The sequence below is a fragment of the Actinomycetospora flava genome, from assembly GCF_037400335.1.
GTDB classification, from domain to species: Bacteria; Actinomycetota; Actinomycetes; order Mycobacteriales; family Pseudonocardiaceae; genus Actinomycetospora; species Actinomycetospora flava.
In genome coordinates this window covers 271,316-296,051 of the sequence record NZ_JBBEGM010000008.1, presented here as the reverse complement: position 1 = coordinate 296,051, position 24,736 = coordinate 271,316, and the positions used below count along the sequence as shown (strand labels likewise).

21 protein-coding genes, 1 tRNA gene and 1 pseudogene are annotated in these 24,736 nt (G+C 74.0%); 10 read left to right on the top strand and 13 right to left on the bottom strand.

The genetic code is table 11. The features are described from left to right. Nucleotides 1–63: 63 nt before the first annotated feature. Entirely contained in the window at nucleotides 64–531 is a 468-nt protein-coding gene (locus WCD58_RS20270) for a RidA family protein (RefSeq protein WP_337704866.1), read from the bottom strand. Continuing rightward, nucleotides 528–695, bottom strand: coding sequence for a Sp36 family protein (gene sp36 / locus WCD58_RS20265; RefSeq protein ID WP_337704865.1), 168 nt, complete (start codon nucleotides 693–695; stop codon nucleotides 528–530). Before sp36 ends, WCD58_RS20270 begins: the two co-directional genes overlap by 4 nt. 94 nt (nucleotides 696–789) lie before the next feature. On the opposite strand from sp36, the gene bagA reads away from it, so the two are divergent. Together bagA and bagB are read left to right on the top strand one after the other, a co-directional pair. Beyond that, nucleotides 790–1,806, top strand: coding sequence for an ATPase BagA (bagA, locus tag WCD58_RS20260; RefSeq protein ID WP_337704864.1), 1,017 nt, complete (start codon nucleotides 790–792; stop codon nucleotides 1,804–1,806). After that, nucleotides 1,806–2,972: an ATPase BagB gene (gene bagB, locus WCD58_RS20255; protein ID WP_337704863.1), complete on the top strand. Its 1,167-nt coding sequence runs from the start codon at nucleotides 1,806–1,808 to the stop codon at nucleotides 2,970–2,972. Before bagA ends, bagB begins: the two co-directional genes overlap by 1 nt. A gap of 12 nt (nucleotides 2,973–2,984) precedes the next feature. On the opposite strand, the gene WCD58_RS20250 is transcribed toward bagB, so the two are convergent. Next, the gene (locus WCD58_RS20250; RefSeq protein WP_337704890.1) at nucleotides 2,985–3,353 is read right to left on the bottom strand and encodes a WhiB family transcriptional regulator; all 369 of its coding nucleotides are present in this window, start codon (nucleotides 3,351–3,353) and stop codon (nucleotides 2,985–2,987) included. Nucleotides 3,354–3,642: 289 nt separating this feature from the next. Here WCD58_RS20250 and WCD58_RS20245 point away from each other — a divergent pair, with 289 nt between their 5' ends. The 5 genes from WCD58_RS20245 (at nucleotide 3,643) to WCD58_RS20225 (ending at nucleotide 9,591) form a co-directional block, all read left to right on the top strand. After that, nucleotides 3,643–6,015: a penicillin-binding protein gene (locus WCD58_RS20245; RefSeq protein ID WP_337704862.1), complete on the top strand. Its 2,373-nt coding sequence runs from the start codon at nucleotides 3,643–3,645 to the stop codon at nucleotides 6,013–6,015. Beyond that, the gene (locus tag WCD58_RS20240) at nucleotides 6,012–6,998 is read left to right on the top strand and encodes a metallophosphoesterase (RefSeq protein WP_337704861.1); all 987 of its coding nucleotides are present in this window, start codon (nucleotides 6,012–6,014) and stop codon (nucleotides 6,996–6,998) included. The genes WCD58_RS20245 and WCD58_RS20240 overlap by 4 nt, the downstream gene beginning before the upstream one ends. Nucleotides 6,999–7,021: 23 nt before the next feature. Then, nucleotides 7,022–7,095 (top strand) — tRNA-Pro (locus WCD58_RS20235). Nucleotides 7,096–7,279: 184 nt separating this feature from the next. Continuing rightward, nucleotides 7,280–8,503, top strand: coding sequence for a hypothetical protein (locus WCD58_RS20230; RefSeq protein ID WP_337704860.1), 1,224 nt, complete (start codon nucleotides 7,280–7,282; stop codon nucleotides 8,501–8,503). 17 nt (nucleotides 8,504–8,520) lie between these two features. Continuing rightward, nucleotides 8,521–9,591 (top strand): glycoside hydrolase family 18 protein, encoded by a 1,071-nt coding sequence (locus tag WCD58_RS20225; RefSeq protein WP_337704859.1) that lies wholly within the window; start codon nucleotides 8,521–8,523, stop codon nucleotides 9,589–9,591. A gap of 3 nt (nucleotides 9,592–9,594) precedes the next feature. Here WCD58_RS20225 and WCD58_RS20220 read toward each other — a convergent pair whose 3' ends face one another. After that, nucleotides 9,595–10,608, bottom strand: a complete 1,014-nt coding sequence (locus WCD58_RS20220; protein ID WP_337704889.1) for an alcohol dehydrogenase — start codon at nucleotides 10,606–10,608, stop codon at nucleotides 9,595–9,597. Nucleotides 10,609–10,817: 209 nt separating this feature from the next. Between WCD58_RS20220 and WCD58_RS20215 the strand changes: the two genes are divergently transcribed. Together WCD58_RS20215 and WCD58_RS20210 are read left to right on the top strand one after the other, a co-directional pair. Next, nucleotides 10,818–13,196, top strand: a complete 2,379-nt coding sequence (locus WCD58_RS20215; RefSeq protein WP_337704858.1) for a glycerol-3-phosphate 1-O-acyltransferase — start codon at nucleotides 10,818–10,820, stop codon at nucleotides 13,194–13,196. Then, nucleotides 13,183–14,634 (top strand): HAD-IB family hydrolase, encoded by a 1,452-nt coding sequence (locus WCD58_RS20210; protein ID WP_337704857.1) that lies wholly within the window; start codon nucleotides 13,183–13,185, stop codon nucleotides 14,632–14,634. The genes WCD58_RS20215 and WCD58_RS20210 overlap by 14 nt, the downstream gene beginning before the upstream one ends. Here WCD58_RS20210 and WCD58_RS20205 read toward each other — a convergent pair. Together WCD58_RS20205 and WCD58_RS20200 are read right to left on the bottom strand one after the other, a co-directional pair. Then, entirely contained in the window at nucleotides 14,631–15,362 is a 732-nt protein-coding gene (locus WCD58_RS20205; protein ID WP_337704856.1) for an enoyl-CoA hydratase, read from the bottom strand. The two genes, WCD58_RS20210 and WCD58_RS20205, sit on opposite strands and share 4 nt — an antisense overlap. Nucleotides 15,363–15,369: 7 nt before the next feature. Next, entirely contained in the window at nucleotides 15,370–16,182 is an 813-nt protein-coding gene (locus WCD58_RS20200) for an SAM-dependent methyltransferase (RefSeq protein ID WP_337704855.1), read from the bottom strand. An 80-nt stretch (nucleotides 16,183–16,262) separates the two neighbouring features. On the opposite strand from WCD58_RS20200, the gene WCD58_RS20195 reads away from it, so the two are divergent. Further along, nucleotides 16,263–18,116 carry a S9 family peptidase gene (locus WCD58_RS20195; RefSeq protein WP_337704854.1) on the top strand — a complete coding sequence of 618 codons (1,854 nt, stop codon included), beginning with the start codon at nucleotides 16,263–16,265 and terminating at the stop codon, nucleotides 18,114–18,116. A 152-nt stretch (nucleotides 18,117–18,268) separates the two neighbouring features. Here WCD58_RS20195 and WCD58_RS20190 read toward each other — a convergent pair whose 3' ends face one another. The 7 genes and pseudogenes from WCD58_RS20190 to WCD58_RS20165 all read right to left on the bottom strand — a co-directional run bounded on the left by WCD58_RS20190 (nucleotide 18,269) and on the right by WCD58_RS20165 (nucleotide 24,667). Next, nucleotides 18,269–18,745 (bottom strand): Dps family protein, encoded by a 477-nt coding sequence (locus tag WCD58_RS20190; protein WP_337704853.1) that lies wholly within the window; start codon nucleotides 18,743–18,745, stop codon nucleotides 18,269–18,271. A gap of 132 nt (nucleotides 18,746–18,877) precedes the next feature. Next, on the bottom strand, nucleotides 18,878–20,362 hold the full coding sequence (locus WCD58_RS20185) for a catalase (RefSeq protein ID WP_337704852.1): 1,485 nt from the start codon (nucleotides 20,360–20,362) through the stop codon (nucleotides 18,878–18,880). Nucleotides 20,363–20,371: 9 nt separating this feature from the next. Continuing rightward, entirely contained in the window at nucleotides 20,372–20,839 is a 468-nt protein-coding gene (locus WCD58_RS20180) for a Fur family transcriptional regulator (RefSeq protein WP_373696255.1), read from the bottom strand. Between the two features lie 163 nt (nucleotides 20,840–21,002). Next, nucleotides 21,003–21,716: a DUF1349 domain-containing protein gene (locus WCD58_RS20175; protein WP_337704850.1), complete on the bottom strand. Its 714-nt coding sequence runs from the start codon at nucleotides 21,714–21,716 to the stop codon at nucleotides 21,003–21,005. A 178-nt stretch (nucleotides 21,717–21,894) separates the two neighbouring features. Further along, nucleotides 21,895–22,224, bottom strand: a pseudogene (locus WCD58_RS33695) (toll/interleukin-1 receptor domain-containing protein); the annotation flags it as partial. A 122-nt stretch (nucleotides 22,225–22,346) separates the two neighbouring features. Further along, nucleotides 22,347–23,399 (bottom strand): aspartate-semialdehyde dehydrogenase, encoded by a 1,053-nt coding sequence (locus tag WCD58_RS20170; RefSeq protein ID WP_337704849.1) that lies wholly within the window; start codon nucleotides 23,397–23,399, stop codon nucleotides 22,347–22,349. Nucleotides 23,400–23,401: 2 nt separating this feature from the next. Beyond that, nucleotides 23,402–24,667, bottom strand: a complete 1,266-nt coding sequence (locus WCD58_RS20165; RefSeq protein WP_337704848.1) for an aspartate kinase — start codon at nucleotides 24,665–24,667, stop codon at nucleotides 23,402–23,404. Nucleotides 24,668–24,736 lie beyond the last annotated feature (69 nt).

The following is a 24,736-nucleotide window of genomic DNA, read 5'->3' as shown; positions in this document are numbered from 1 at the left end:
CCGATCCACCCGCGGCGTCCACCGCTCGGCCCGCCCGGGGTGCCGGGTGGGTCCGCTTCCAGCTCACGTGAGGTCGACGACGACCTCAACCTCGACCGGGGCATTCAGCGGCAGCGCCGCGACTCCGATCGCCGAGCGGGCGTGCTCGCCCGCCGAACCGAAGACCGCGCCCAGGAGCTCCGAGGCACCGTTGACCACACCGGGCTGACCGCCGAACCCGGGCGCGGAGGCCACGTAGCCGACGACCTTGGCCACCGACGCGACCGCCTCGAGACCGACCAGCGCGTCGATCGCCGCCAGGGCGTTCAGCGTGGCGATGCGGGCGTAGGCGGCCGCGTCGTCGGGGTCGACCTCGGCCCCGACGAGCCCGGTGGCCGGGAGCTCGCCGCCGACCAGCGGCAGCTGCCCGGAGGTCCACACCTGGTTGCCGGTGCGCTTCGCCGGCACGTAGACGCCCTTGGGTGCCGCGACCGGCGGGAGCTCGAGCCCCAGGGACCGCAGCGCCTCCCGGGGACTGCCCGGCGTGGTCATCCCCGCGGCTTCTTCAGGTAGGCGACATGCTGCTCACCCGTGGGTCCGGGGAGCACGGTGACCAGCTCCCAGCCGTCCTCACCCCACTGGTCGAGGATCTGCTTGGTCGCATGGGTCAGCAACGGCACCGTTGCGTACTCCCACTTCACGGCGTCCGCACTCATGTCGGCGAGGGTAGAGAAGGCCCCCGACGCCGCTGTGACCCGGACCCCGTGCGCACCGGCCGCGGGCCCCGTCGACCGGGCCTAGGGTGGATGCGTGACCGATCAGCGCTGGCCCGCCGCCCTCGCCGAGGCCCGGCTGCACGTGGTGAGCGGCAAGGGCGGCACGGGCAAGACGACCCTGGCCGCGGCCCTGGCCCTCGCCTTGGCCGCCGGGGGCCGCCGGACCCTGCTCGTCGAGGTCGAGGGACGCCAGGGCATCGCCCAGGTCTTCGACACCCCGCCCCTGCCCTACGCCGAGCAGCGGATCGCCGTCGCCCCCGACGGCGGCGAGGTCCGCGGACTGTCGGTGGACGCCGAGGCCGCCCTGCTCGAGTACCTCGAGATGTTCTACAACCTCGGCCTCGCGGGCCGGACGCTGCGGCGGATGGGCGCGATCGAGTTCGCGACCACGCTCGCCCCGGGCCTGCGCGACGTCCTGCTGACCGGCAAGGTCAAGGAGTGCGTCGGGCGCACCGTCGGCGAGGACCGCCGCGGCGGCCGACGCGTCCCGCTCTACGACGCCGTCGTCCTCGACGCCCCGCCGACCGGGCGCGTCGTCAAGTTCCTCGACGTCACCAAGGCGATGGGCTCGCTCGCGCGCACCGGCCCGATCCACTCGCAGAGCGAGGGCGTGGTCGAGCTGCTGCACTCGTCGCAGACCGCGGTGCACCTGGTCACGCAGCTGGAGGACCTGCCCGTGCAGGAGACCCTCGACACCGTCGACGAGATCCGCGAGGCGGGGCTGCCCATCGGCGCGGTGCTGGTCAACCGGGTCCGGCCGTCGCGCCTGCCGGCCACGGCGCTCACCGGGGCCGCCACCGGCGCGGGTCTCGGCGCCGGGCTGCGCGAGGGGCTGGAGGCCGCGGGGCTGTTCCTCAAGGACGAGGAGGTGGACGGGCTCGTGAGCGAGACCGTCGAGCACGCCGAGCGGGTGCAGGTCGAGGCCGCCGTGCGCTCGGGGCTGGACGCCGCCGGGCTGCCCCAGCTCGAGCTGCCCGAGCTCACCGAGGGCGTCGACCTGGGCGGGATCTACGAGCTCGCCGAGCTGCTGCGCGAGCAGGGAGTGCGCTGATGGCCGACACGACACGCCCCGACACCGGTCGCTCCGGGCGACCGCGCCACCTGGACCTCGACACGCTGCTCGCCGACCGCGCCACCCGGGTGCTCGTCTGCTGCGGCTCGGGCGGGGTCGGCAAGACGACCACCGCCGCCTCGCTGGCGCTGCGGGCCGCCGAACAGGGCCGGCGCGTCGTGGTGCTGACCATCGACCCGGCGCGTCGGCTGGCCCAGTCGCTCGGGCTCGAGGAGCTCGACAACGAGCCGCGCACGGTGCCGGGCGCGCTGCCGCCGGGAACGACCGGGGGCGAGCTCCAGGCGATGATGCTGGACATGCGCCGGACCTTCGACGAGATGGTCTCCGGGCACACGACGCCGGACCGCGCGCAGGCGATCTTCGACAACCCCTTCTACCAGACCATCTCCACGTCGTTCTCCGGGACGCAGGAGTACATGGCGATGGAGAAGCTCGGGCAGCTCACCGCCACCGGCGACTGGGACCTCGTCGTCGTCGACACCCCGCCGTCGCGCTCGGCGCTCGACTTCCTCGACGCCCCGCAGCGGCTGTCCTCGTTCCTCGACGGGCGCATGATCCGCCTGCTCTCGGCGCCGGCCCGCGCCGGCGGGAACGCGTTCCGCAAGCTCGTCGGCTCGACGTTCAACCTGTTCGCCAAGGCCGTCTCGACGATCCTCGGCGGGCAGATGCTCGCGGACGCCTCGGCGTTCGTGCAGGCCTTCGACACGCTCTTCGGCGGCTTCCAGGAGCGCGCGAACCGGACCTATCAGCTGCTGCGCGCCCCGGGCACCTCGTTCGTCGTGGTGGCCGCACCCGAGCCCGACGCCCTGCGCGAGGCCAGCTACTTCGTCGAGCGCCTGTCGGCGGAGAAGATGCCGCTGGCGGGTCTCGTGCTCAACCGCACGCACCCGGTGCACAGCGCCCTGTCCGGCGCCCGGGCCCGCGAGGGCGCGGACACCCTCGAGGCCTCGCGCGGGGACGAGCTCGCCGCCGCCGTGCTCCGCCTGCACGCCGACCGCGTCGAGACCGCCGAGCGCGAGCGCCGCGTGCTGGGCCGCTTCACCCGCGCGCACCCGACGGTGCCGATCATCGACGTGCCCGCGATGGCCACCGACGTGCACGACCTCGACGGCCTGCGCGAGATCGGCCGCCGGCTGGCGTCCTGAGGGACCGGGACCTCAGCCCGCGGCGGCGTCCGGTGACGCCTCCGCGGCGCCGGTCGCCGGGCGGGCGGGCCGCGCGGTGCGGCGGGCCGCCGGGGCGCTCGGGTTGGCCGGCGGGCTCGCGAGCGCTGCGCGCCGTGCCGACTCGAGCAGCGCCGCCCACGAGATGACGTCCGGGCGCCGCTTGAGCAGCGCGCGGCGCTCGCGCTCGGTCATGCCGCCCCAGACCCCGAAGCGGACGCGGTTGTCCAGCGCGTGGGCGAGGCATTCGGTGCGCACCGGGCAGGCCTTGCACACCTCCCGTGCGTCGCGCTGCAGGGCTCCCTGCACGAACAGGGTCTCCGGGTCCTCGTCACGGCAGCGCGCGGAGTGCCGCCAGTCGATCGTCCCGGCCGGCGCCGTCGACTCGTTGGTCACGTCGTGTCCCCACCCTCTGTTCCCCGTGCGGGCCCCTCGTCCGTGGACACACCTCCCCGCAGGTGGATCCCCGTGCGCGCTCCGGATCGGTCCCCGGGCGCGGCCGGCCCGTCATTGGGGTCTGACGCACTCTAGGAGCGCACGGTTCCCCCCACAATCGAATCGGAAGGATCCGTGACGATCCGTGCAGGGCCTGACGCGCCGCGTCGGTCCGCGCCGACAGATCCCATACGTGCCACCGCGTACCCTCGTCGCCGTGGCGAGGGGCGGACGGAACATCGGTGCGAAGGTCCGGCCGATCACGAAGCTCCTGGCGGTCTGCCTGGTCGCCGGCGTGATCATGGCCGGGATGGCCTTTCCGTTCGTCGGCGGCGTCGGTCTGCTGTCGAACGACGCGAGCGACACCGTCAACGCGACGTCCTCGGACCTCGCGGCCGGTCAGCTGCCCGGTGTCACCACGGTCACCGACAACCAGGGCGCCCCCGTCGCCTACCTCTACGAGCAGAACCGCACGCCGGTCTCGTTGCAGCAGATGTCGCCCGCGATGCGCGGGGCGATCGTCGCCATCGAGGACCGCCGGTTCTACGAGCACGACGGCGTCGACTGGACCGGCACGCTGCGCGCGCTGGTGACCAACCAGACCGCGGGCTCCACCCAGCAGGGCGCCTCGACGCTGACGCAGCAGTACATCAAGAACTACCAGCTCTACGTCACCGCGCAGACCGAGTCCGAGCGGCTGCAGGCCACCGAGCCGACCTACGCCCGCAAGCTGCGCGAGGTCCGCGTCGCCCTGCAGCTCGAGCGCGAGCTCGCCTCCGGGCGCACCAAGCGCGAGGCCAAGGACGAGGTCCTCGAGCGCTACCTGAACATCGTCTTCCTGGGCAACAACTCGTACGGCGTGGCCGCCGCGGCGCGGACGTACTTCAACACCACGCCCGACCGGCTCACGATCCCGCAGTCGGCGATGCTCGCCGGGATGGTGCAGTCGACGACCCAGTTCGACCCGACGCGCCACCCGCAGGCCGCGACCGGCCGGCGCAACGAGGTCATCAACCAGATGCTGGGCCAGGGCATGATCACCCAGCAGCAGGCGCAGGAGGCCGTCGCCGCGCCCCTGGGGATCGTGGAGCCGCTGGCGACGCCGCCCAACGGGTGCATCGGCGCCGGCAACGCCGCGTTCTTCTGCAAGTACGTCGTCGACTACCTGGGCGAGGCGGGCATCTCGTCCGAGCAGGTCAACCGCGGCGGCTACACGATCCGCACCACGCTCGACCGCAACGCCATGAACGTGATGCAGCAGGCGCTCAACGACGAGGTCCCCGCGCGCCAGCGCAACGTCGCCGACGTCATGGCGACGGTGCAGCCCGGCCGGGAGAAGCACCGCGTCGTCGCGATGGGCGCCAACCGTGTCTTCGGCGTCGACGGCGAGTCCCTCGAGACCAGTTACGGGCTGCCCTGGGAACCGGTGAACCTCGGCGCCGGCTCGACCTACAAGATCTTCACGGCGGCCGCCGCGCTCGAGGAGGGGCTCGGCATCAACTACCAGATGCCGATCCCGCCGGACGGCTACGCGTCGCCGATCTACCGCGACGGCTCCGGCCGCCCGTTCCCGGTGCGCAACGCCGAGGAGGGCCTCGCCCCGTTCCTGAGCATGACCGACGCCCTGGCGCAGTCGCCGAACACCGGGTTCGTGAAGCTCATGGAGACCACGGGCGTCCCGCCGGTCGTCGACATGGCGGTCAAGCTCGGCCTGCGCTCGCTCGCCGACGCCGGCCCGAGCGGGACGTCGATCGCCGACACCGCCCGCGCGCAGAACCAGGGCTCCTTCACCCTCGGTGTCACCCCGACCAGCCCGCTCGAGCTCGCCAACGTCGGCGCCACCCTGGGCTCCAGCGGCATGTGGTGCCCGCCGAGCCCCATCGAGGCGATCACCGACTCGAGCGGCGCGCCCGTGCCGGTGGCCGAGCAGCCTTGCGAGCAGGTGGTCGACCCGGCCCTCGCCGACACCCTCATGACCGGGCTGAGCAAGGACGACCAGCCCGGCGGCACGGCCGCCGCCGCCGCCTCGGCGAACGGCTGGAACCGGCCCCTCTCGGGCAAGACCGGCACCACGCAGAACAACCGCTCGGCGGCGTTCCTCGGCTTCAACCCGCAGTACTCGGGCGCGGTCATCACGTTCGACGACTCCTCGTCGCCCCGGACGCTCTGCGACGGCGGCGGTGACAGCCCGCCGTTCCCGTGCGGTGACGGCAACCTCTTCGGCGGCACCACCCCGGCCCGGACCTGGTTCAAGGCGATGAACCCGATCTTCGCGCCGCTGCCGGTGGCACCCCTGCCGCCGACGAGCCCGCGCTACCTGCAGGGCGGCTCGAACGAGCAGATCCCCGAGGTCGTCGGCGACCAGGTCGACGAGGCCACCGAGGAGCTGCAGGACGCCGGCTTCCAGGTGCAGCAGCAGCAGGTCGGCAACCGCGCGCCGGCGGGCACCGTCGTCGGCCAGAACCCGCGGGGCTCGGTGCTGCCCGACCAGGTCGTGACCCTGCAGGTGTCGAACGGGACGGTCCCGGCGGCCCCCTCGCCGCCGGTCGGGCCGCCGCTGGCCGGCGCCGCGAACGGAGGTGGCGGATGAGCGGGCTCCTGCGGCGCACCGCGCAGGTCGGCGCCGGCGTCACCGCCGCCGGCGCGCTCGGGCTCGGCTACGCCGTCGGCATCGAGCGGCAGTGGTTCACGCTGCGCCGGGCACGACTCGAGGTGCTCGACCCCGTGACGGCCGCGGGCCGCAGCCTGCGGGTGCTGCACGTCTCCGACCTGCACCTGCGCCCCGGCCAGCGCTTCGAGCGCCGGTTCGTCGAGGGCCTCGCCGCCCTGGAGCCGGACCTGGTCGTGAACACCGGCGACAACCTGTCCCACCCCCGGGCCGTCCCGGAGGTGCTCCGGGCGCTCGGCACGCTGCTCGACAGGCCGGGTCTGGTCGTCTGGGGCAGCAACGACTACCACGGGCCCAAGCCCAAGAACCCGAGCCACTACCTGTTCCGCCCCCAGCACCGGGTCCTCGGCCCCGAGCTGCCGTGGCGCGACCTGCGGGCGGCGTTCCTCGAGCACGGGTGGCTGGACGCCACGCACGCCCGGCACACGCTCACCGTGAACGGCGTGCGGATCGCCGCCGGCGGCGTCGACGACCCCCACATCGGCCGCGACGACTACGACCGCATCGCCGGCCCGGCCGACGGGCCGTACGACCTGCGCCTGGGGCTGACCCACTCCCCCGAGCCGCGCGTGCTCGACGCCTTCGCCGCCGACGGCTACGACCTCGTGCTCGCGGGGCACACCCACGGCGGCCAGCTGCGGCTGCCCGGCTACGGCGCGATCGTCACCAACTGCGGTCTCGACCGCTCCCGGGCCCGCGGCGCCTCCCGCTGGGGCGAGCGCATGCGCCTGCACGTCTCGGCCGGTCTGGGCACCTCGCCCTACGCGCCCGCGCGCTTCTCGTGCCGTCCCGAGGCGACGCTGCTCGAGCTCGTGCCGCGCGCCCAGGACGGCGCAGCGGCGCGGACGGGCGCCGGCATCCGCGAGGGGCATCCCCCGTCGGCCCGCTCGGGGGCCGACGGGTAGAGTCTGTTCTGCGCGATCGCCTCCGGGGTGTGGCGCAGCTTGGTAGCGCGCCTCGTTCGGGACGAGGAGGCCGTGGGTTCGAATCCCGCCACCCCGACACTGCCGTCCAAGGCCCCCATCCACCGTGTGGATGGGGGCCTTCGTCGTTCCGGACCAGTGACGTTCGTTCCCTCGTCCGCATCACACACGTGGCGGTCTCCGTCCGGTAACGACAGGATGTCGACCGACGATGGCCTATCTGCATCACCCTGTCGGGGGACTGTCACACGATCGGGGACTTCATGCGACACGGACGGGATTCACTGCCGCCCGCGGGACGCCACGCCGCGTCGGCCACACCGGCCGAGCCGGCCGACCTGGCCGCGCCCGCGAGCGGCCGGCACTCGCGCCACGCCGACCCGGACGCCGGCGCCGGGGCCGACCGGCCCTCCCGGCGTCTCCGCGCGGTGCCGGACCTCCCCGAGGAGCCCCGCCGCACGCCGCGTCTCGCCGACATCCTCGCCGCGACGCCCGCGGAGTCGCCGGCGCCGACCGGCACCCGCGCTCGTGCCCTGCCCGACGCCCCCGCCGGCGCCGGTGCCGTGCCCGCGCCCCGCCGTGCCCCGGAGCCCCGGTCGACGCCGGCGGGCCCCGCTCGCCTCGGCGACCACCCCTCGCTCCCCGGCGTCCCGGCGATCCGTCCCGCGCGGCCCCCGCAGCCCGCGGCGCCGACGGGAGCCGTGCCCCCGCAGGTCACCGCCGCTCCCACCGCCGCGACCCGCCGCGACACCCCGGGCCCCGCCCCCGCTCCCACGGCCGCCCCCCGCACGGCGGCGACGCGCACCCCCGCGGACGCGCCGGCCCCGACCCCCGCCCCGACCACCGCGGTCGCCGGCCCCGACCGGCCCGCCGCGCCGGCCAAGCGCCCCGCCGCCCGCCGGTCCGACCCCTCCGAGATCGCTGCGCGGGCGACGACGACGCTGATCAGCTCCCAGCCGCGCGCCGGCCGGCGCCGGGCCGACCGGGCGCTCGTCGCCCCGCCCGCGCCCGGCGTCGCCGACCAGGACCCCGTCACGCCGGTCTTCGCGGACGGCACCGGGCGCCGGGCCAAGCACTGGCGCCTCGCCGCGATCGCCGCGACGGCCGTGTGCGCGTCCTACGTCGGCGTGGTCGCCGTCGGCGCGGTGGCGGGCCCGGTCGGGCCGACCGCCTCGCCGACGCTGCTCCCCCCGCCGACCCTGGCCCCGCCCGCGCCGGCGGTGGCGCCGCCGACCGTCGACGCCCGCAACGTCGCCGAGGTCGAGCCGACCACCACGAAGCGCTCGGCGCGCGCGACCACCACGACGCGCGCCACGCCGCGGTCGACCACCCCGCGCGTGCCCCGCACCACGCCGCGCGCGGTCGTCGTGGCGCCGGAGGTCCCCGCCGCCCAGCGGCAGGTCCAGCCCCGCGTGGCGCCGGCACCGGTCGTGGCCCCGGACGAGCCCGAGAACGACGCCGTGGCCGACGACGTCGCGGGCGCCTGAGCCGCACCCGGCGCCCGGTGGCCCGACCGTCGCTGCGCGCCAGCCTGCTCGCCACGTTGATCGCGGTGCTCGTCACCGCGCCGGTGGTCACCGGGGAGACGCCGACGCCCGAACCCGCGCTCGCCGAGGTCGCCGGAAGCACCGCGGACGCCCCGCGCCGCCCCGGCGTCGCCGCGCCCGACGGGCCGCTGCCCGAGGTCGCGTTCGCCCCCTACGTCGACCTGACCACCCCGCCGCTGCCGACGATGACCGACATGGCCGACGCGACCGGGCACGCCGACGTCGTGCTCGCGTTCGTCCTCGCCGGCGCCGACGGGTCGTGCGCGCCGACCTGGGGCGGCACGACGGCGCTGCGCGACCCGGCCGTCATGGCGCGCATCGCGGGCCTGAAGCAGCGCGGCGGGCGGATGACCGTCTCGTCGGGCGGGGCGCTCGGCGACTACCTCGAGAAGGCCTGCCCGGACGCCCCGTCGCTGGCGCGCGCCTACGCGACCGCGCTGGACGCCGTGGGTGCCGACCACCTCGACGTCGACGTCGAGACCGACCGCGGGCGCACGGTGTCCTCGCAGCGGATCGCCGAGGCGCTCGCGCTGCTCCAGCACCAGCGCGGCACCCGGGTCACGCTCACCGTGCAGATCGACGGCGTGGCCGAGGGGCTCAGCGAGGACGCCCGCGACCTCGTGCAGGCCGCCACGACGGCCGGGGTCGCCGCGCGCGTCAACGTCATGGTCATGAACTTCGAGTACGAGGGCTCCTGGGCCGACGCGATGATCGGCGCGACCCGCAGCGCCGTCGGCCAGCTCGAGGCGATGTGGCCGGGCAGCGAGCCCGCCGACGTCCGCCGGCGCACCGGGGTCACGTTCATGCTCGGGCGCAACGACATGGACATGACCACCTCGCCCGACGACGCCCGCGCCGTGGTCGAGGACGCCCGCGGCAACGGCTACGGCGGCGTCGGGTTCTGGGCGCTCGCGCGCGACAACGGCTCGTGCCCCGGCACCGAGGACGAGGCCGACGACTGCAGCGGGATCGCGCAGGCGCCCTGGGCGTTCACGAAGATCGCCCAGGGCTTCACCGCGCCCGCCTGACGATCACTGTCCGGTGGTCAGCACCATCCGGAACCGCGCGTCGTTCGCCATCATCCGGTCGTAGGCCTCGGCGGCCCGCTCCAGCGGCATCGTCTCGATCATCGGCCGGACGTCGGTGAGCCGCGAGAAGCGCAGGGTGTCCTCGGAGTCGATCGAGGTGCCCGACGCGTGGCCCGCGATGCTCGCGACGGGCCCGATGAGGCTCATCGCGTCCACCTGCAGCGGGGTCTCGGCGGCGCCGACGACGAGCAGCTGCCCGCGGCGGTCGAGGCCCGGGATCAGCCCGGAGATCGCCGCGCCGTTCGTGGCGGTGGCGAGCACCACCGCGGCGCCGCCCTTCTCGGCGAGCGCCCGGCCGGGGTCGACGGCCTCGCTGTCGATGTAGTCGTGGGCGCCGAGCTTGCGGGCGAGGTCCTCCTTGTCGCGGCCGCGGGAGACCGCGACGACCTCGAAGCCCATCCGCGCGGCGAACTGGATGCCGAGGTGTCCGAGTCCGCCGACCCCCTGCACCGCGACCCGGTCGCCCGGACGCGCCGGGCTCGATCGCAGCGCGTGGTAGGTCGTCACGCCCGCGCACATGAGCGGCGCGGCCTCCTCGGACGACAGCTCGTCGGGCACCCGGGCGAGCGCGTCGGCGGGCACCACGACGGCCTCCGCGTAGCCGCCGTCGAAGGTGACGCCGGGGATGCGCCCGTTCTCGCAGGTGATGAAGTCGCCGCGCCGGCACGCGTCGCAGTGGTGGCAGGCGCCGCCGAACCAGCCGACGCCGACGCGGTCGCCCGCGGTCCAGTCGCCGAGCACGTCGGGACCGACCTCGTCGACGCGCCCGACGACCTCGTGCCCGGGCACGATCGGGAACGGCGTCGCCGGCATGACGCCCTCCTTGGCGAACATGTCGCTGTGGCAGACCCCGCAGGCCTCCACCCGGACGCGGACCTCGCCGCGACCGGGCGTCGGGACCTCCCGCTCCACGAGCTCGAGGTCTCCCCCGGCGTGCGGGACCTGGACGGCGCGCATGGTGGGCACGACAGTGCTCCTCAGTTCTTTCGACGATCAACGATCCCGGTGTGCGTACCCGTGCATGCCCGATCGCACGCGGTGGGCGATCGACACTCACCGGAGGTCGGCGCACCACTCCACCGGGTAGGGTCCGGATGGACCAGGAGCTGCAGCGACGGGCGGCTCGTCGGCGGGGCAGGCGACGTCGCGAGGGCGGAGGTGCGGCGTTGAGCACGCTGGACGACACGGCGACGCTCCCGGACTCGGGCGACCGGCCGCTGGTCGTCCTCGTCGACGCGCCCTCGAACGTCGAGCGCCGGCTGGTCGACCGCTGGCTGGCCGGCGTCCGGCCCGGGATGGCGAACGGGCGGGGCCTCGAGGTGGTCCCGGCCGAGGGCGAGCAGCTCGCCGGGCGCCTGACCCGCGGCGACAACCCGCTGCTCGTGCCGGTGCGCGTGGTCTGGTCGGCCGACCCGGAGCCCGACCGCACGCTGCTGCGCCTCGCCGACGTCCTCACGCGTGGCTGGGCGCTGCGGGCGCGCGCCCGGGCGGCACGCCGGGGCCCGCAGCACCACCGCGTCGTCGTCGGCCGGCCCGCGACGGTCCGCGAGCTGATGCGCCGCCACCGCCGCGAGCGCTCGGCGATCGACACCGCCGACTTCGTGCGGTTCGTGGCGCGGCAGGCCACGCTCGCGCTCGACCGCGCCGAGCGGGCCCTGACGGGCAACCGCTTCAAGGTCCCCCGCGAGGTCGCGGGCCAGATCGTCGGGTCGGCACACTTCAGCCGGGAGATCCGGCGGCTGGCCGAGGCGACCGGGCGGCCCGAGGACGAGGTGGCAGGAGAGGCCGCCGCCGACCTCGAGAGCATCGTCGCGTCGCTCGACCCGGCCGCCGTGGACCTGTTCTCCGGGGTCCTGCGCCCCATGCACGAGAAGGCGTGGACGGTGCACGCCGACACCGCCGGGCTCGAGCCGCTGCGGGAGCTGAACGCCGAGCACGCGCTGGTGTTCCTGCCGTCGCACCGCAGCTACACCGACCCGTTCGTGCTGGCCGATGTGCTGCGCAGCAACGACTTCCCGCGCAACCACGTCCTGGGCGGCGACAACCTGCGCATCCTGGGGCTCGAGCAGCTCGCGCGGCGCAGCGGCATCATCTTCATCCGCCGCAGCTTCGGCGGCGACCAGGTCTACAAGACCGTGGTCCGCGAGTACTTCTCGTGGCTGTGCGCCAAGCGCTTCAACCTCGAGTGGTACATGGAGGGCGGCCGCACCCGCACCGGCAAGCTGCGCCCGCCGAAGTACGGGCTGCTCTCGGACGTGGCGAGCGCCGTGGAACGGCGGCGCACCGAGGACGTCTACCTCGTCCCGGTGTCGATCATCCACGACCAGCTCCAGGAAGTGCACCAGATGGCGGCCGAGCAGACCGGCGCGCAGAAGACCCCGGAGGGCCTGCGCTGGCTCGCCGGGTACGCGCGGGCCCAGCGCCGGCCCGTCGGCGGTGTGCACGTGAGCTTCGGCGAGCCGCTGTCGCTGCGGGCCGCGCTGTCCGGGGCCAACGACCCCGCGCTCGACGCCCGCGCCGAGTCCGACCCCGCCGCGGCCGTCGAGGACGACCCGGTGCGCCGGCTCGCCCTGCAGAAGACCGCGTTCGAGGTGTTCGTGCGGATCAACCGGGTGACGCCGGTGACCCCGATCGCGCTCGCGGCGCTGGCGCTGCTCGGGGTGCGCGACCGCGCGCTGACCCTGTCCCAGGTCCGGCGGGTCGTCGAGCCGGTGCTCGACTACGTCGACGCCCGTGGGCTGCCGCACACCGGCATCGCGTCGCTGCGCACCAACGGCGGCGTCGCCGAGGCCCTGCTCTCGCTGCGGCGCGAGAAGGTCGTCAGCGCCTACACCGAGGGCTCCGAGCCGGTGTTCTCGGTCGAGAGCGGGCACCACATCGTCGCGGCGTTCTACCGCAACTCGGCGATCCACCACTTCGTCAACCGGGCGATCATCGAGCTCGCCATCCTCGACGTCGGCGACCTGACCGGCCGCGACGCGCTGGCCAAGGGCTTCCAGGCCGCGCTCGAGCTGCGCGACCTGCTGAAGTACGAGTTCTTCTTCCCCGACAAGGAGACCTTCCGGGCCGAGCTGATCGACGAGCTCTCGCTCATCGACCCGGACTGGCGCTCCGACGACAACGACATCGCCCGCACCCGCAAGCTGCTGCGCCAGAGCCGCTTCCTGTGCGCGCACCGCGTGCTGCGCTCGTTCGTCGACGCCCAGTGGGTGGTCGCCGAGCGGCTCGCCGAGCACGACCCGGACACCCCGGTCGACCAGGACCGCCTGCTCGAGCGCTGCGCCGCCGTCGGGCAGCAGCTGCTGCTGCAGGGCAAGCTGCACGGGCCGGAGTCGCTGTCGCGGGAGCTGTTCGCGTCGGCGCTGCGGCTGGCCTCCAACCGGGGGCTGCTCGCCCCGAACACCGCCCCCGCCGACGGGGGCCCCGACCTCGCGACCCGGCGCCGCGCGTTCGCCGTCGAGATCCGCGGTGTCGTGGAGCGTGTCGTGGCCATCGACGAGACCGACGCGACGAACCGACAGGAGTCCGCGGGTGTCCGACCCTGACCCGACCTTCGAGGGCCTCATGCAGGCCGTCGAGGACGCGCCCGACGGGCCCGAGGTGGGCGCGTTCTTCGACTTCGACGGCACGGTGATCGCCGGCTACTCGGTCACCGCGTTCATGCGCCACCACGTCAAGAACCTCGACCTGCACCCGCGCACGACGATCGAGACGCTGGCCAGCGGCTGGCAGGGTCTGCACGGCGAGGAGGACTTCCGCAAGTTCCTCGGCATCACGCTGCGGACGTGGGCGGGCCGCACGCCCGAGGAGCTCGAGAAGATCGGCAACCAGCTCTTCCGCGACGAGATCGGCCCGAGCGTCTACCCCGAGTCGTGGCGGCTGATCCGGGCGCACCTGGAGAAGGGCCACACGGTCGTCCTGGCGAGCTCGGCGACCCGGTTCCAGGTGGAGCCCGCGGCGAAGGCGCTCGGCGTCGACCACACGATCTACACGGCGGTGGAGGTCGGCGAGGACGGCACGCTCACCGGCCGTCCCGACGGCCGTTCCCCGTACGGCGAGGGCAAGGCGGCCGCGGTCAAGGAGTTCGCCGCCGCGCACGACGTCGACCTCGACGCGAGCTTCGCCTACTCCAACGGCGGGGAGGACGTGCCGTTCCTGGCCACGGTCGCGCACCCGGCGGCGGTCAACCCGTCGGCGGGCCTGCGGCGCGCAGCCGCGGAGCGTGGCTGGCCCGCCCTCGACTTCACGGGCCGCCCGTGGACGACGCCGGTGGAGATCGCGCGCACCGCGGCGACCTTCGCCGGGATGATGGGCGGGTTCGCGACCGGTCTCGGGCTGGGGCTGCTCGGCGGCTCCCGGCGCGCCGGGCTCAACCTCGGCATCGGGCTGGGCGGCGACCTGTCGCTGATGGCGTCGGGGGTCTCGCTCGACGTGCACGGCGCGCGCCACATCTGGGAGGCGCAGCCCGCGGTCTTCCTGTTCAACCACCAGAGCCAGCTCGACGTGCTCGTGCTGGGCGGGCTGCTGCGCGGCAACTTCGCGCCGGTGGCGAAGAAGGAGCTCGCCAACGACCCGCTGTTCGGCGGGCTCATGCGCCTGCTCGAGACGGCGTTCATCGACCGCGCCGACAACGCCCAGGCCCGCAAGGCCCTCGAGCCGGCCGTCGAGCGCCTGCGCGCGGGGACGTCGATCGTCATCGCGCCGGAGGGCACCCGCTCGCCCACCCCGACGCCCGGGAAGTTCAAGAAGGGCGCGTTCCACCTGGCCATGCAGGCCGGCGTGCCGATCGTCCCGCTCGTCTTCCGCAACACCGGCGAGCTGATGAGCCGCAACGCGATGATCATCCACCCGGGTGTCGTGCAGGTGGCCGTGCTGCCGCCGATCGACGTCTCGGACTGGACCCGCGAGGACCTCGACGAGCGCATCGAGGGCGTGCGCCAGCAGTACATCCACACGCTGGCGCACTGGCCGGGCGGCTCCTAGCGGCCCCGGAAGGTCGGCGCGCGCTTCTCCTCGCGCGCCTTCCGGCCCTCCTGCAGGTCCTCGCTCGCCCAGCACGCATCGAACGCCGCGGCGACCTCGTCGGGCACCGGCGCGTCCTCGAGCAGGCGGGCGACGGCGAGCTTGTTGTAGGCCAGGGTCAGCGGGGCGAGCGCGGCGATCTCGGTGGCCCAGGCCAGCGCGGTGTCGCGGTCGCCGACGCGATCGACGAGCCCGGCCGCGCGAGCGGCGTCGTGGTCGAGGCGCTCGCAGGCGAGCAGTATCCGCCGGGCGGCGCCCCCGCCCGCGACGAGGGCGAGCCGGCGCACCGTCCACGGATCGACGGCGAGGCCGAGCGCGGCGGTCGGCAGCCCGAACACGCCGGGGGTGTCGACGACGCGCAGATCCGCGGCGAGCGCGAGCTGGGTGCCCGCGCCGATCGCCGGGCCGTGCACCGCGGCGACCACGGGCACGGGGATCTCGGTGAGCCGGTGCAGCATGCCGTAGAGCGCGGCGAGGAAGTCCGGGTCGCCGACCGTGTCGAGGTCGGCGCCGGAGCAGAACGCCGTGCCCTCGCCGGTCAGCACGAGCGCCCGGGCCCCGTCGGCGCTCGCGGCGTCGACGGCGGCGTGCAGGTCGCGGCAGTGCGCGGTGTCGAGGGCGTTGCGGCGCTCGGTGCGGTCGATGCGGACCTCGTGGACCGCGGCGTCGTGGCGCTGGGTGCCGATCACGGGGCCATCATCCCCGCCGCGCGACCACGCCCCAGAGCCCGCTCGCTGTGATCTCCGGCCCGGGGGCGGGCGGCTCGGGGCGCCAGTCGGGCGCCGACACCCATCCCGGCCCGACGACCGAGAACCCGGTGAGCCACGGCGCCATGTCCGCGGGGTCGCGCAGCCGCGGCGCGTAGCTCCAGCCGCCGTGGTTCATCGTCGCCCAGGCGTGGATGTCCTCGCGCGCCGTCGACGTCAGGTGCGAGATGGCCAGCCCGCTGCCCGGCACGAGCGCGTCGGTGTAGACGTGCACGGCCTCGGCGGCGGCCGCGTCGTCGTGCACGTAGTGCAGGACCCCGACGGCCAGCACCCCGACCGGGCGGGAGAGGTCGAGGACCTCGCTCACCTCGGGCGAGCCGAGCACCGCGGCGGCGTCGCCGGCGTCGGCGTGCAGGACCGACACGCCCTGCTCACCGGCGACCAGGCGCCGGGCGTGCGCGACGGTCCGGGCGTCCCAGTCGACGTAGGCCACCCGCGCCCCGGGGTGGGTCCGGCGGGCGCGGGTGTGGACGTGGTCGACGGTCGGCAGGCCGGATCCGAGCTCCAGGAACTGGTCGACGCCCTCGGCGCACCAGTGGTCTACGACGGCCGCGGAGAACCGGCGGTGGTCGCGGCAGAGCGCGCTCATCCCCGGCATCACCAGGTCGACCTCGGCGGAGAACTCCCGGTCGACCTGCAGGTTCTCGGTGCCGCCGATGGCGAAGTCGAACACGCGCGCCATGTTCGGCGGCGTCTCCTCGTCGTCCTCGCCGAATTCGTCGGCGGGATCCAGTGCGTTCACGGTCCCTCCCCCCGTGACCATCCTCGCCCACGACCCCTCCGCGCCGCCGTCCCGGCACCCCGGCAGGCAGGATCCGGGGCATGACCCCGACGTCGCCCCGCCGCTCGGACCCGGCCCCGGACATCCCCGACACCCTCTTCGCCGATCCCGCCGCCGAGGCGCGGTGGCGGGGCCGCTTCACGGCGGCGCGGGTCTCGGTGCCGGACTGGGCCCGCGACGCTCCGGAGCGCAGCGTCTACTCCTCGAACGCCACCGGGACCTGGGAGATCTACGCCTGGGACCGCGCGAGCGACACCCACCGGCGCGTCACCGACCGCCCGCAGGGCACCCGCGGCGGCGCCGCGAGCACCGACGGCAGCAGCATCTGGTGGTTCGACGACCACGACGGCGACGAGTTCGGGGTCTGGGTCTCCGAGCCCTTCGAGGGCGGGAAGGCGACACCCGCGGTCGCCGGCGCGGCGCCGGGCTACCCCGCCGGGCTGGAGCTCGGGCGGCGCACGGTGGCCGTCGGGTGGTCGACCGACGACGGGTCGACGCTCGCGGTGAGCGAGGACGGTGGGGACGCGCGCGTCGTCTACCGCCACACCGAGGACGCGGGCATCGGCGCGCTCTCCCGCGACGAGACGCTGCTGGCGATCTCGCACGCCGAGCACGGCGACTCCCGCCACCCCGCGATCCGGGTGCTGCGTCTCGCCGACGGCGCGACCGTCGGCGAGCGCCACGACGGCGAGGGCCGGGGCCTCGACCCCATCGAGTTCGCGCCCGTCGAGGGCGACCGGCGCCTGCTCGTCGGGCACGAGCGCCGTGGGCGCGACGAGCTGCTGATCTGGGACCTCGCCACCGACACCGAGACCGAGGTGGCGATCGACCTGCCCGGCGACCTCTCGGCCGGCTTCTACCCGGACGCGTCCGCCCTGCTCGTCGCCCACACCCGCGCGGGCCGCACGACGCTGCACCGCTACGACCTCGCGACCGGCGAGCTCACCGACCTGCCCACCGCCGCGGGCTCGGTCGGCGGCGCGGACGTGCGCCCCGACGGCACCGTCGAGTACGGCTGGTCCTCGGCGGCCCACCCGTCGTCGGTGCGCGCGCTGCACCCCGACGGCACCGACACCGAGCTGCTCGCCCCGCCCGGAGACCGGCCCGAGCCCTCGGTGGCGCTCGACGACGCGTGGGTCGAGGGACCCGGCGGGCCGGTGCACGCGCTCTGGGCGCGCCCGGCGGGCACCACCGGCCCGGTCCCGACCGTCTTCATGATCCACGGTGGCCCGCAGGCGGCCGACGAGGACCGCTGGTCCCCGGTGCGCGCGGTGTGGGTGGACGCCGGCTTCGCGGTGGTCCACGTGAACTACCGGGGCTCGTCGGGCTACGGGTCGGCGTGGCGGGACGCCATCGAGGGGCGCCCGGGCACCACGGAGCTCGAGGACGTCGCCGCCGTGCACGAGTGGGCCGTGTCCTCGGGCCTCGCCGACCCGGCCGCGTGCGTGCTCGAGGGCTGGTCGTGGGGCGGCTACCTGACGCTGCTGGGCCTGGGCCGCCAGCCCGGGCGCTGGGCGGTCGGGTGCGCGGGCGTCCCCGTCGCCGACTACCTCGCGGCCTACGAGGACGAGATGGAGCCGCTGCGCGCCTTCGACCGCTCGCTGTTCGGCGGCTCGCCCGCCGAGGTCCCCGACCGCTACGCCGAGGCCTCGCCGCTGACCTGGGTCGACCAGGTGCGCGCGCCGGTGCTCGTGCTGGCCGGCGAGAACGACCCGCGCTGCCCCATCCGCCAGATCGACAACTACCTCGACGCGCTCGCCGCGCGCGAGGTGCCGTACGCGATGGTGCGCTACGACGCCGGTCACGGGTCCCTCGTCGTCGCGGAGACGCTCAAGCACACGGTCGCCGAGATCGCCTTCGCCCGCGAGGCCCTGGGCCTGCCCGTGCCGGCGTGACGTTCTGACCGAAGGGCACCTTCGCTCGGATAGACGAGCGAGGGGCACCCTTCGCCGGAACTGCTCCGCTCACCCCGGGACGAGCGAAGGGCCCCGCCGGTCGACTAGTTCGACCGAAGGGCCCCTTCGCTCAGATCGGGCGACAGGGTGGATCAGGCCGTCTTGGCCTGCCACATCCAGTGGGCCTCCTCGAGCTTCGCCGTCTGCCCGATGAGCAGGTCCTGGGTGACCGGGTCCGGCTCGTCGGTGGCCGCGATGCGCTCGCGCATGCGCGCGATGAGCGTCGCGAGGTGCTCGACGACCGCCTGGTTGACGTCCTCGACCTTGCGCCACCCCTCGTCGGTGGTGGGCAGGCCGCTGCTCTTCGCGACCGTCTCGGCGCGCCCGTCGGGCGAGGCGCCCAGCGCGGCGGCGCGCTCGGCGACCTCGTCGGAGTAGGTGCGCGCGAGGTCGACCAGCTCGTCGAGGTGCAGGTGCGCCTCGCGGAAGTTGGTCCCGACGACGTTCCAGTGCCACTGCTTGGCGGTCAGGGACAGGTCGATGAAGTCCGCCAGCGAGTCCTGTAGGACCGCCCCGACGGTCTGCTTCGCGTCGTCGGCCAGCGGGCTGGTGATGGGCGTGGTGGCCATGCTTCTCAGCTCCTTCGACACCGTTGTTTGGAACGGTTCCAGATTAAGGATGCCCCGGAGCGGCGTGGAAAACCACCACGCGGCCCGTCTCGTGGTGTGAGACGGGCCGCGTGAGGTGAGGCTGGGCTCAGATCAGCTCTGGCTGAGCACCTTGTCCTGCTTGCCGGTGAGCTCCCGGACACGGTCCTCGACGCGCTGTCCCATGCCCTCGTCGATCGACTTCCAGTAGTCGAACGCGCGGGCCAGCACGTCGTCGCCGACACCGTCGGCGAGGTGGCCGGAGACGTTCTCGACGAAGCGGTCGCGCGCGGCGTCGTCCCAGACCTCGAGCATCATCGTGCGGGCCTGGACCTCGTCGGAGTCCTCGGGGTGCGCCACGTAGGCGACGCGCTGGATCTCGCCGTCGGAGTACCACGACGGCGGCTGGATCGTCTCGGTCGTCTGCGGGCCGCCCTTGGTGTTGGGCGCGTAGACCGGGTCCGGCGCGTTCACGACGCGCATGGCGCCGGCCACCGTATACGGGTGGGCGTCGGTGCCCTGCGGGGAGTTGACCGGGATCTGCTTGTAGTTGACCCCGAGCCGGGCGCGGTGCGCGTCCGCGTAGGAGAACCCGCGGGCCAGCAGCATCTTGTCCGGCGAGAGGCCGAGCCCCGGGGGCTGGTTGTTCGGCTCGAACGCGGCCTGCTCGATCTCGGTGTGGAAGTCGACCGGGTTGCGGTTCAGCGTCAGCTTCCCGACTTCCTGCAGGGGGTAGTCGCCGTGCGGCCACACCTTGGTCAGGTCGAACGGGTTGAACCGGTAGGTCTTGGCGTCCTCGAAGGGCATGATCTGCACCTTCAGGGTCCAGGTCGGGAACTCCCCGCGCTCGATGGCCTCGTAGAGGTCGCGGCGGTGGTAGTCGGCGTCCGCCCCGGCGAGGCGGTCACCCTCCTCCTGGGTCAGGCACTTGATGCCCTGGTCCGAGATGAAGTGGTACTTCACCCAGAACTCCTCGCCGGCAGCGTTGATCCACATGTAGGTGTGGCTGCCGTAGCCGTTCATGTGCCGCCAGGTCTCGGGCAGGCCGCGGTCACCCATCAGCCAGGTGACCTGGTGCTTCGACTCGGGCGAGAGCGTCCAGAAGTCCCACTGCATGTCGTGGTCGCGCAGGCCGTTGCGGGCCAGGCGCTTCTGCGAGCGGATGAAGTTCTGGAACTTCATGGGGTCACGGATGAAGAAGACCGGCGTGTTGTTGCCGACCATGTCCCAGTTGCCCTCGCGCGTGTAGAGCTTCAGCGAGAAGCCACGCGGGTCGCGCCAGGTGTCGGGGCTGCCACGCTCACCGGCGACCGTCGAGAAGCGGATGAGGCCCTCGGTCGTCTCGCCCGGCTGGAAGACCGCGGCCTTGGTGTAGGCGGTGACGTCCTGCGTGACCTCGAACTTCGCGAACGCCCCGGCACCCTTGGCGTGCGGCTGGCGCTCCGGGATCCGCTCCCGGTTGAAGTTCGCCATCTGCTCGATCAGGTAGTGGTCCTGGAGGACCAGCGGCCCGTTCGTGCCGACCGTGGCGGAGAACTCGTGACTGGGGGCCGGGATGCCGGCGTCATCGGTGGCGTAGGAGCGATTCGTACTGGTCACGTTCGCCTCTCAGACGTGGTGGTGGCTCTCGTGCAGGACCGCGACGGCGCCGCGCACAGCGCGCCGGGATTCCCGGTTACCCACTCCGGCTGCCGTGCACGTCGGGCACGTCCCCCAGAACACGACCTCGGCCTCGTCGACGACGAAGCCGCTCGCGTCCGAGGGGGTCAGGCACGGCCGCTCGTCGACGACGCAGTCGACGTCGGCGGTCGCCCCGCAGGACCGGCAGACCACGTGGTGGTGGTTGTCGCCGGTCCGCGTCTCGTAGCGCGCCGCCGAGCCCGCGGGCTCGATCCTGCGCACCAGCCCGGCGTCCACGCACGCGGCGAGGACGTCGTACACGGCCTGCGTGCTCACCGACCCCAGGCGGGCGCGGACCGCCGACGCCACGGCCTCGGCCGTGGAGTGCGGGGACTCGCCCAGGACACCGAGCACCGCCTGCCGGGGCGCGGTGACGCGCAAGCCCGCCGCGCGCAGCCGCGCTCGCGGGTCGGCGACGTGGTGCCGCGGGTCCGGGGCCGGTCCGGCCTCGGGGACGACCGCGGGGGTGTCCGCGTCGTCGTCCCGGGAACCGGTCGTGGGCCTCATATCGACTCACGTTGCCACCGAGACTGGAACGGGTCAAGAAAAGGGCTCTGTGTCACGTCGACGAGCCGCAGGTCAACGACAGGCGCCGCACGCTCACCGCGAAGTTCTCGGCGTCGGCCGCCGCTCCGGTATTGAGCACGGCCACGCCGACCGAGGCGGGCCCGGCGAAGGGAACCTCCCCACTCAAAGCACGCCACTGGCCGTCGGCAGCCACATCCCGCCACGACGCCCGGACCGTCTCCCCGGTCCGGACCAGCCGGAGGCCCACCGCGACGGTCTCGGTACGGATGGGCTGGGGATCCCCACGGAAGGGCCCGTGCACCTTGACGTGCCGGGCGTCGCGCGAGAACTCGAGCGCGACCGCGTCGAAGTCCCCGATACCGCGTTCGAGCCGGACGTAGTCGTCGACGTCGCGCATCACGAGCAGACCGGCGGCCTGGTACGCGACCAGGGGGACGAGGTCGATCTCCGTCTCGAGCACGAAGTCGCCGTCGACGGGGACGAGCAGCGACGGCGCGGTGATGCGGCCCTGTTCAGTGCGGACGTCCGAGCCGGGCGGTGCCGTGATGCGCAACGACCCGGGGGTGGCCGCGAACGTCGGCACGGCGGGGTCGTCGTTCCCTCGCCGGACCAGGGCGTCGCCGAGGAGAGCCGCGACGTCCCCACCGACCGCCGTGCACGCCGGCGCCGGTGGCTGCGGCAACGGTTCGGGGAAGGCCCACGGTACGAACACGATCATCAGCGCGACGACGCCGGCCAGGGACACGACGACCGCGCCGGCGAGCCGAGACCTCGGCCACCTCGCGAACCCACGGGGCAGCCCCTTCCGGATCGTCGCGATCAGGTGGTCGCTGTCCCGCATGAACGTCGCGTGATCCAGCCGCATCGCCTGCCGGCGCAAGAGGTCGGAGGTCCTCGGGCAGTTCCTCCTCGGGGGGCATGTCGGCGCCGTCGACGAGGACGGGGATGAGGCGCGCCGTTCCGCGCAGCGCGGCCCGCACCTCGAGCGCGACGACGTCGTCGCGCCGCGAGAGCCGCCGGTCCTCGTTCCAGCGCGTCCCGATGAGGACCAGCACGACGTGCGAGGCCAGGACGGCCTCGTTGATGGCCTCGGCGAAGTCCGCGCCCGGGGCGATCGCGTCGACGTCCATGAAGACATCGACGCGGGGACGCCGCTCCGACACGCGGGCCTGGAGCCGACCGGCGACGTGCGAGCTGTCGGCGCGGCGGTAGCTGACGAAGACCGACGGCCGAGATGAACGGTAGCCAGCCATCACGCCCCCCGAGCGTCGATCCAGGACCGACCGTCAACGACGGTAGGTCACCGAATCCCGCGGCGGGTGCCGACCATCCGGGTGATGGCCGGTGAGCGGGAGCAGGTCGGGGATGCGCTCCGTCAGCTCCGGACGAGCTCCTCGGCAATCTCGTAGGTGTTCAGCGCCGCGCCCTTGCGCAGGTTGTCGCCGCACACGAAGAAGTCGAGGGTGTTGGGGAAGTCGAGCGCCTGGCGGATCCGGCCGACGTAGGTCGGGTCCTCGCCGACGACGTCGGCCGGCGTCGGGAAGCGCTTCGCCTCCGGCTCGTCGACCAGCACGATCGACGGCTGGGCCGCGAACAGCTGCTGGGCGGTGGCGACGTCGACCTCGCGGTCGAAGGTCGCGTGGACCGACAGCGAGTGCGTCGTGACGACCGGGACCCGCACGCACGTCGCGGAGACCTTGAGGTCGGGCAGCCCCAGGATCTTCCGCGACTCGTTGCGGACCTTGAGCTCCTCGGAGGTCCACCCGCCGTCGCGCACCGACCCGGCGAACGGCACAACGTTCATCGCCAGCGGCGCGGGGAACGGCGACTCGTCCGGGAGGCCGGCGGCCGCGATGACCTCCGCGACGTCCCCTCGACGGTGGCCGACGCCCTTGCCGGCGACGGCGGCGAGCTCGGCCTGCAGGCGGTCGATGCCCTCCTGGCCCGCGCCGGACGCCGCCTGGTAGCTCGCGACGACCAGCTCGCGCAGGCCGAACGCCCGGTGCAGCGCGCCGAGCGCCGCCATCATCGACAGCGTCGTGCAGTTCGGGTTGGACACGATGCCCTTGGGGCGCTCGTGGGCCTGGTCGGCGTTCACCTCGGGCACCACGAGCGGCACCTCGGGGTCCATCCGGAACGCGCCGGAGTTGTCGACGGCGATCGCCCCGCGCGACACCGCGACCGGCGCCCACTCGGCGCTGACGGCGTCGGGGACGTCGAACATCGCGATGTCCACGCCGTCGAACGCCTCCGGCGACAGCGCGACGACCTCGATCTCCTCGCCGCGGACCTTCAGGCGCTTGCCGGCCGACCGGGGCGAGGCGATCAGCCGGATCTCGCTCCACGGCACGCTCTCGCGCGCGTCGATGATGTCGATCATGACGGAGCCGACCGCACCGGTGGCCCCGACGATGGCGAGTGTCGTCATGGCTAGCGTCCTGTTCCTGCGTGCACCACGGCCTCCTCGTCGCCCCCGAGGTCGAAGGCGGAGTGGAGGGCCCGGACGGCGTCGTCGAGCTGGGTGTCGCGGATCAGCGCGGAGATGCGGATCTCCGAGGTGTTCATCATCTCGATGTTCACGCCCGCGACGGCGAGGGACTCGCAGAAGGTGGCCGTGACGCCCGGGTGGCTGCGCATGCCCGCGCCGACCAGCGTCACCTTGCCGACATGCTCGTCGTAGAGGACGTCCTCGAAGCCGACCTCCGACTTCATCGCGCTCAGCGCGTCGACCGCCCGCGGGCCGTCCTTGACCGGCAGCGTGAACGTCACGTCGGTCTTGCCCGTCTTCAGGTGCGAGATGTTCTGCAGCACCATGTCGATGTTGACGTCGACGTCCGCGACGGCGCGGAAGATGCGCGCCGCGAAGCCGGGCTGGTCGGGGACGCCGACCACGGTCACCTTCGCCTCGGACCGGTCGTGCGCCACGCCGGTGAGGACCGCCTGTTCCACGCTGAGCTCCTCGATGGACCCGACGATCGTCGTGCCGGGCTTGTCGTTGTACGACGAGCGCACCCGCAGGGGCACGTTCTCGCGGCGCGCGTACTCCACGGCGCGCAGGTGCAGCACCTTGGCCCCACACGCGGCCATCTCGAGCATCTCCTCGTAGGTGATGGTCTCGAGCAGCTTCGCGTCGGGGACGATGCGCGGGTCGGCCGAGTAGACGCCGTCGACGTCGGTGTAGATCTCGCAGACGTCGGCCTTCATCGCGGCGGCCATCGCCACCGCAGTCGTGTCCGAGCCGCCGCGGCCGAGGGTCGTGATCTCCTTCGAGTCCACGCTGACGCCCTGGAACCCCGCGACGAGCGCGATGTGGTCCTCGGCGAGGGCGGCGTGGATACGGCCGGGCGTGACGTCGACGATCCGCGCGTCGCCGTGCTTGCCCGTGGTCATCATGCCGGCCTGCGACCCGGTGAACGAGCGCGCGCGCCCGCCCTGGGCGTTGATCGCCATGGCGAGCAGGGCGTTCGAGATGCGCTCGCCGGAGGTCAGGAGCATGTCCAGCTCCCGGGGCGGCGGGCTCGGGTGGACCTGCATCGCGAGGTCGGTCAGCTCGTCGGTGGTGTCACCCATGGCGGAGGCGACGACGACGACCTCGTTGCCGTCCTTGCCGGTGCGCACGATCCGCTCGGCGACCCGGCGGATCCGCTCCGCGTCCTGGACGGACGAGCCGCCGTACTTCTGGACGACGAGTGCCACCGCGACGGACCTCCACGAACTGGTCGGTGAATCACCGCGACCCTATCCGAGGCAGGTCCGTGCACGGGC

Excerpts from the sequence above, each read along its gene's own strand:
- WCD58_RS20170 (WP_337704849.1), bottom strand. The coding sequence starts at position 23,399 with ATGACGACACTCGCCATCGTCGGGGCCACCGGTGCGGTCGGCTCCGTC.
- WCD58_RS20270 (WP_337704866.1), bottom strand. The coding sequence starts at position 531 with ATGACCACGCCGGGCAGTCCCCGGGAGGCGCTGCGGTCCCTGGGGCTC.
- WCD58_RS20195 (WP_337704854.1), top strand. The coding sequence starts at position 16,263 with ATGACCCCGACGTCGCCCCGCCGCTCGGACCCGGCCCCGGACATCCCC.
- bagB (WP_337704863.1), top strand. The coding sequence starts at position 1,806 with ATGGCCGACACGACACGCCCCGACACCGGTCGCTCCGGGCGACCGCGC.
- WCD58_RS20230 (WP_337704860.1), top strand. The coding sequence starts at position 7,280 with ATGCGACACGGACGGGATTCACTGCCGCCCGCGGGACGCCACGCCGCG.
- WCD58_RS20220 (WP_337704889.1), bottom strand. The coding sequence starts at position 10,608 with ATGCGCGCCGTCCAGGTCCCGCACGCCGGGGGAGACCTCGAGCTCGTG.
- WCD58_RS20240 (WP_337704861.1), top strand. The coding sequence starts at position 6,012 with ATGAGCGGGCTCCTGCGGCGCACCGCGCAGGTCGGCGCCGGCGTCACC.
- WCD58_RS20190 (WP_337704853.1), bottom strand. The coding sequence starts at position 18,745 with ATGGCCACCACGCCCATCACCAGCCCGCTGGCCGACGACGCGAAGCAG.
- sp36 (WP_337704865.1), bottom strand. The coding sequence starts at position 695 with ATGAGTGCGGACGCCGTGAAGTGGGAGTACGCAACGGTGCCGTTGCTG.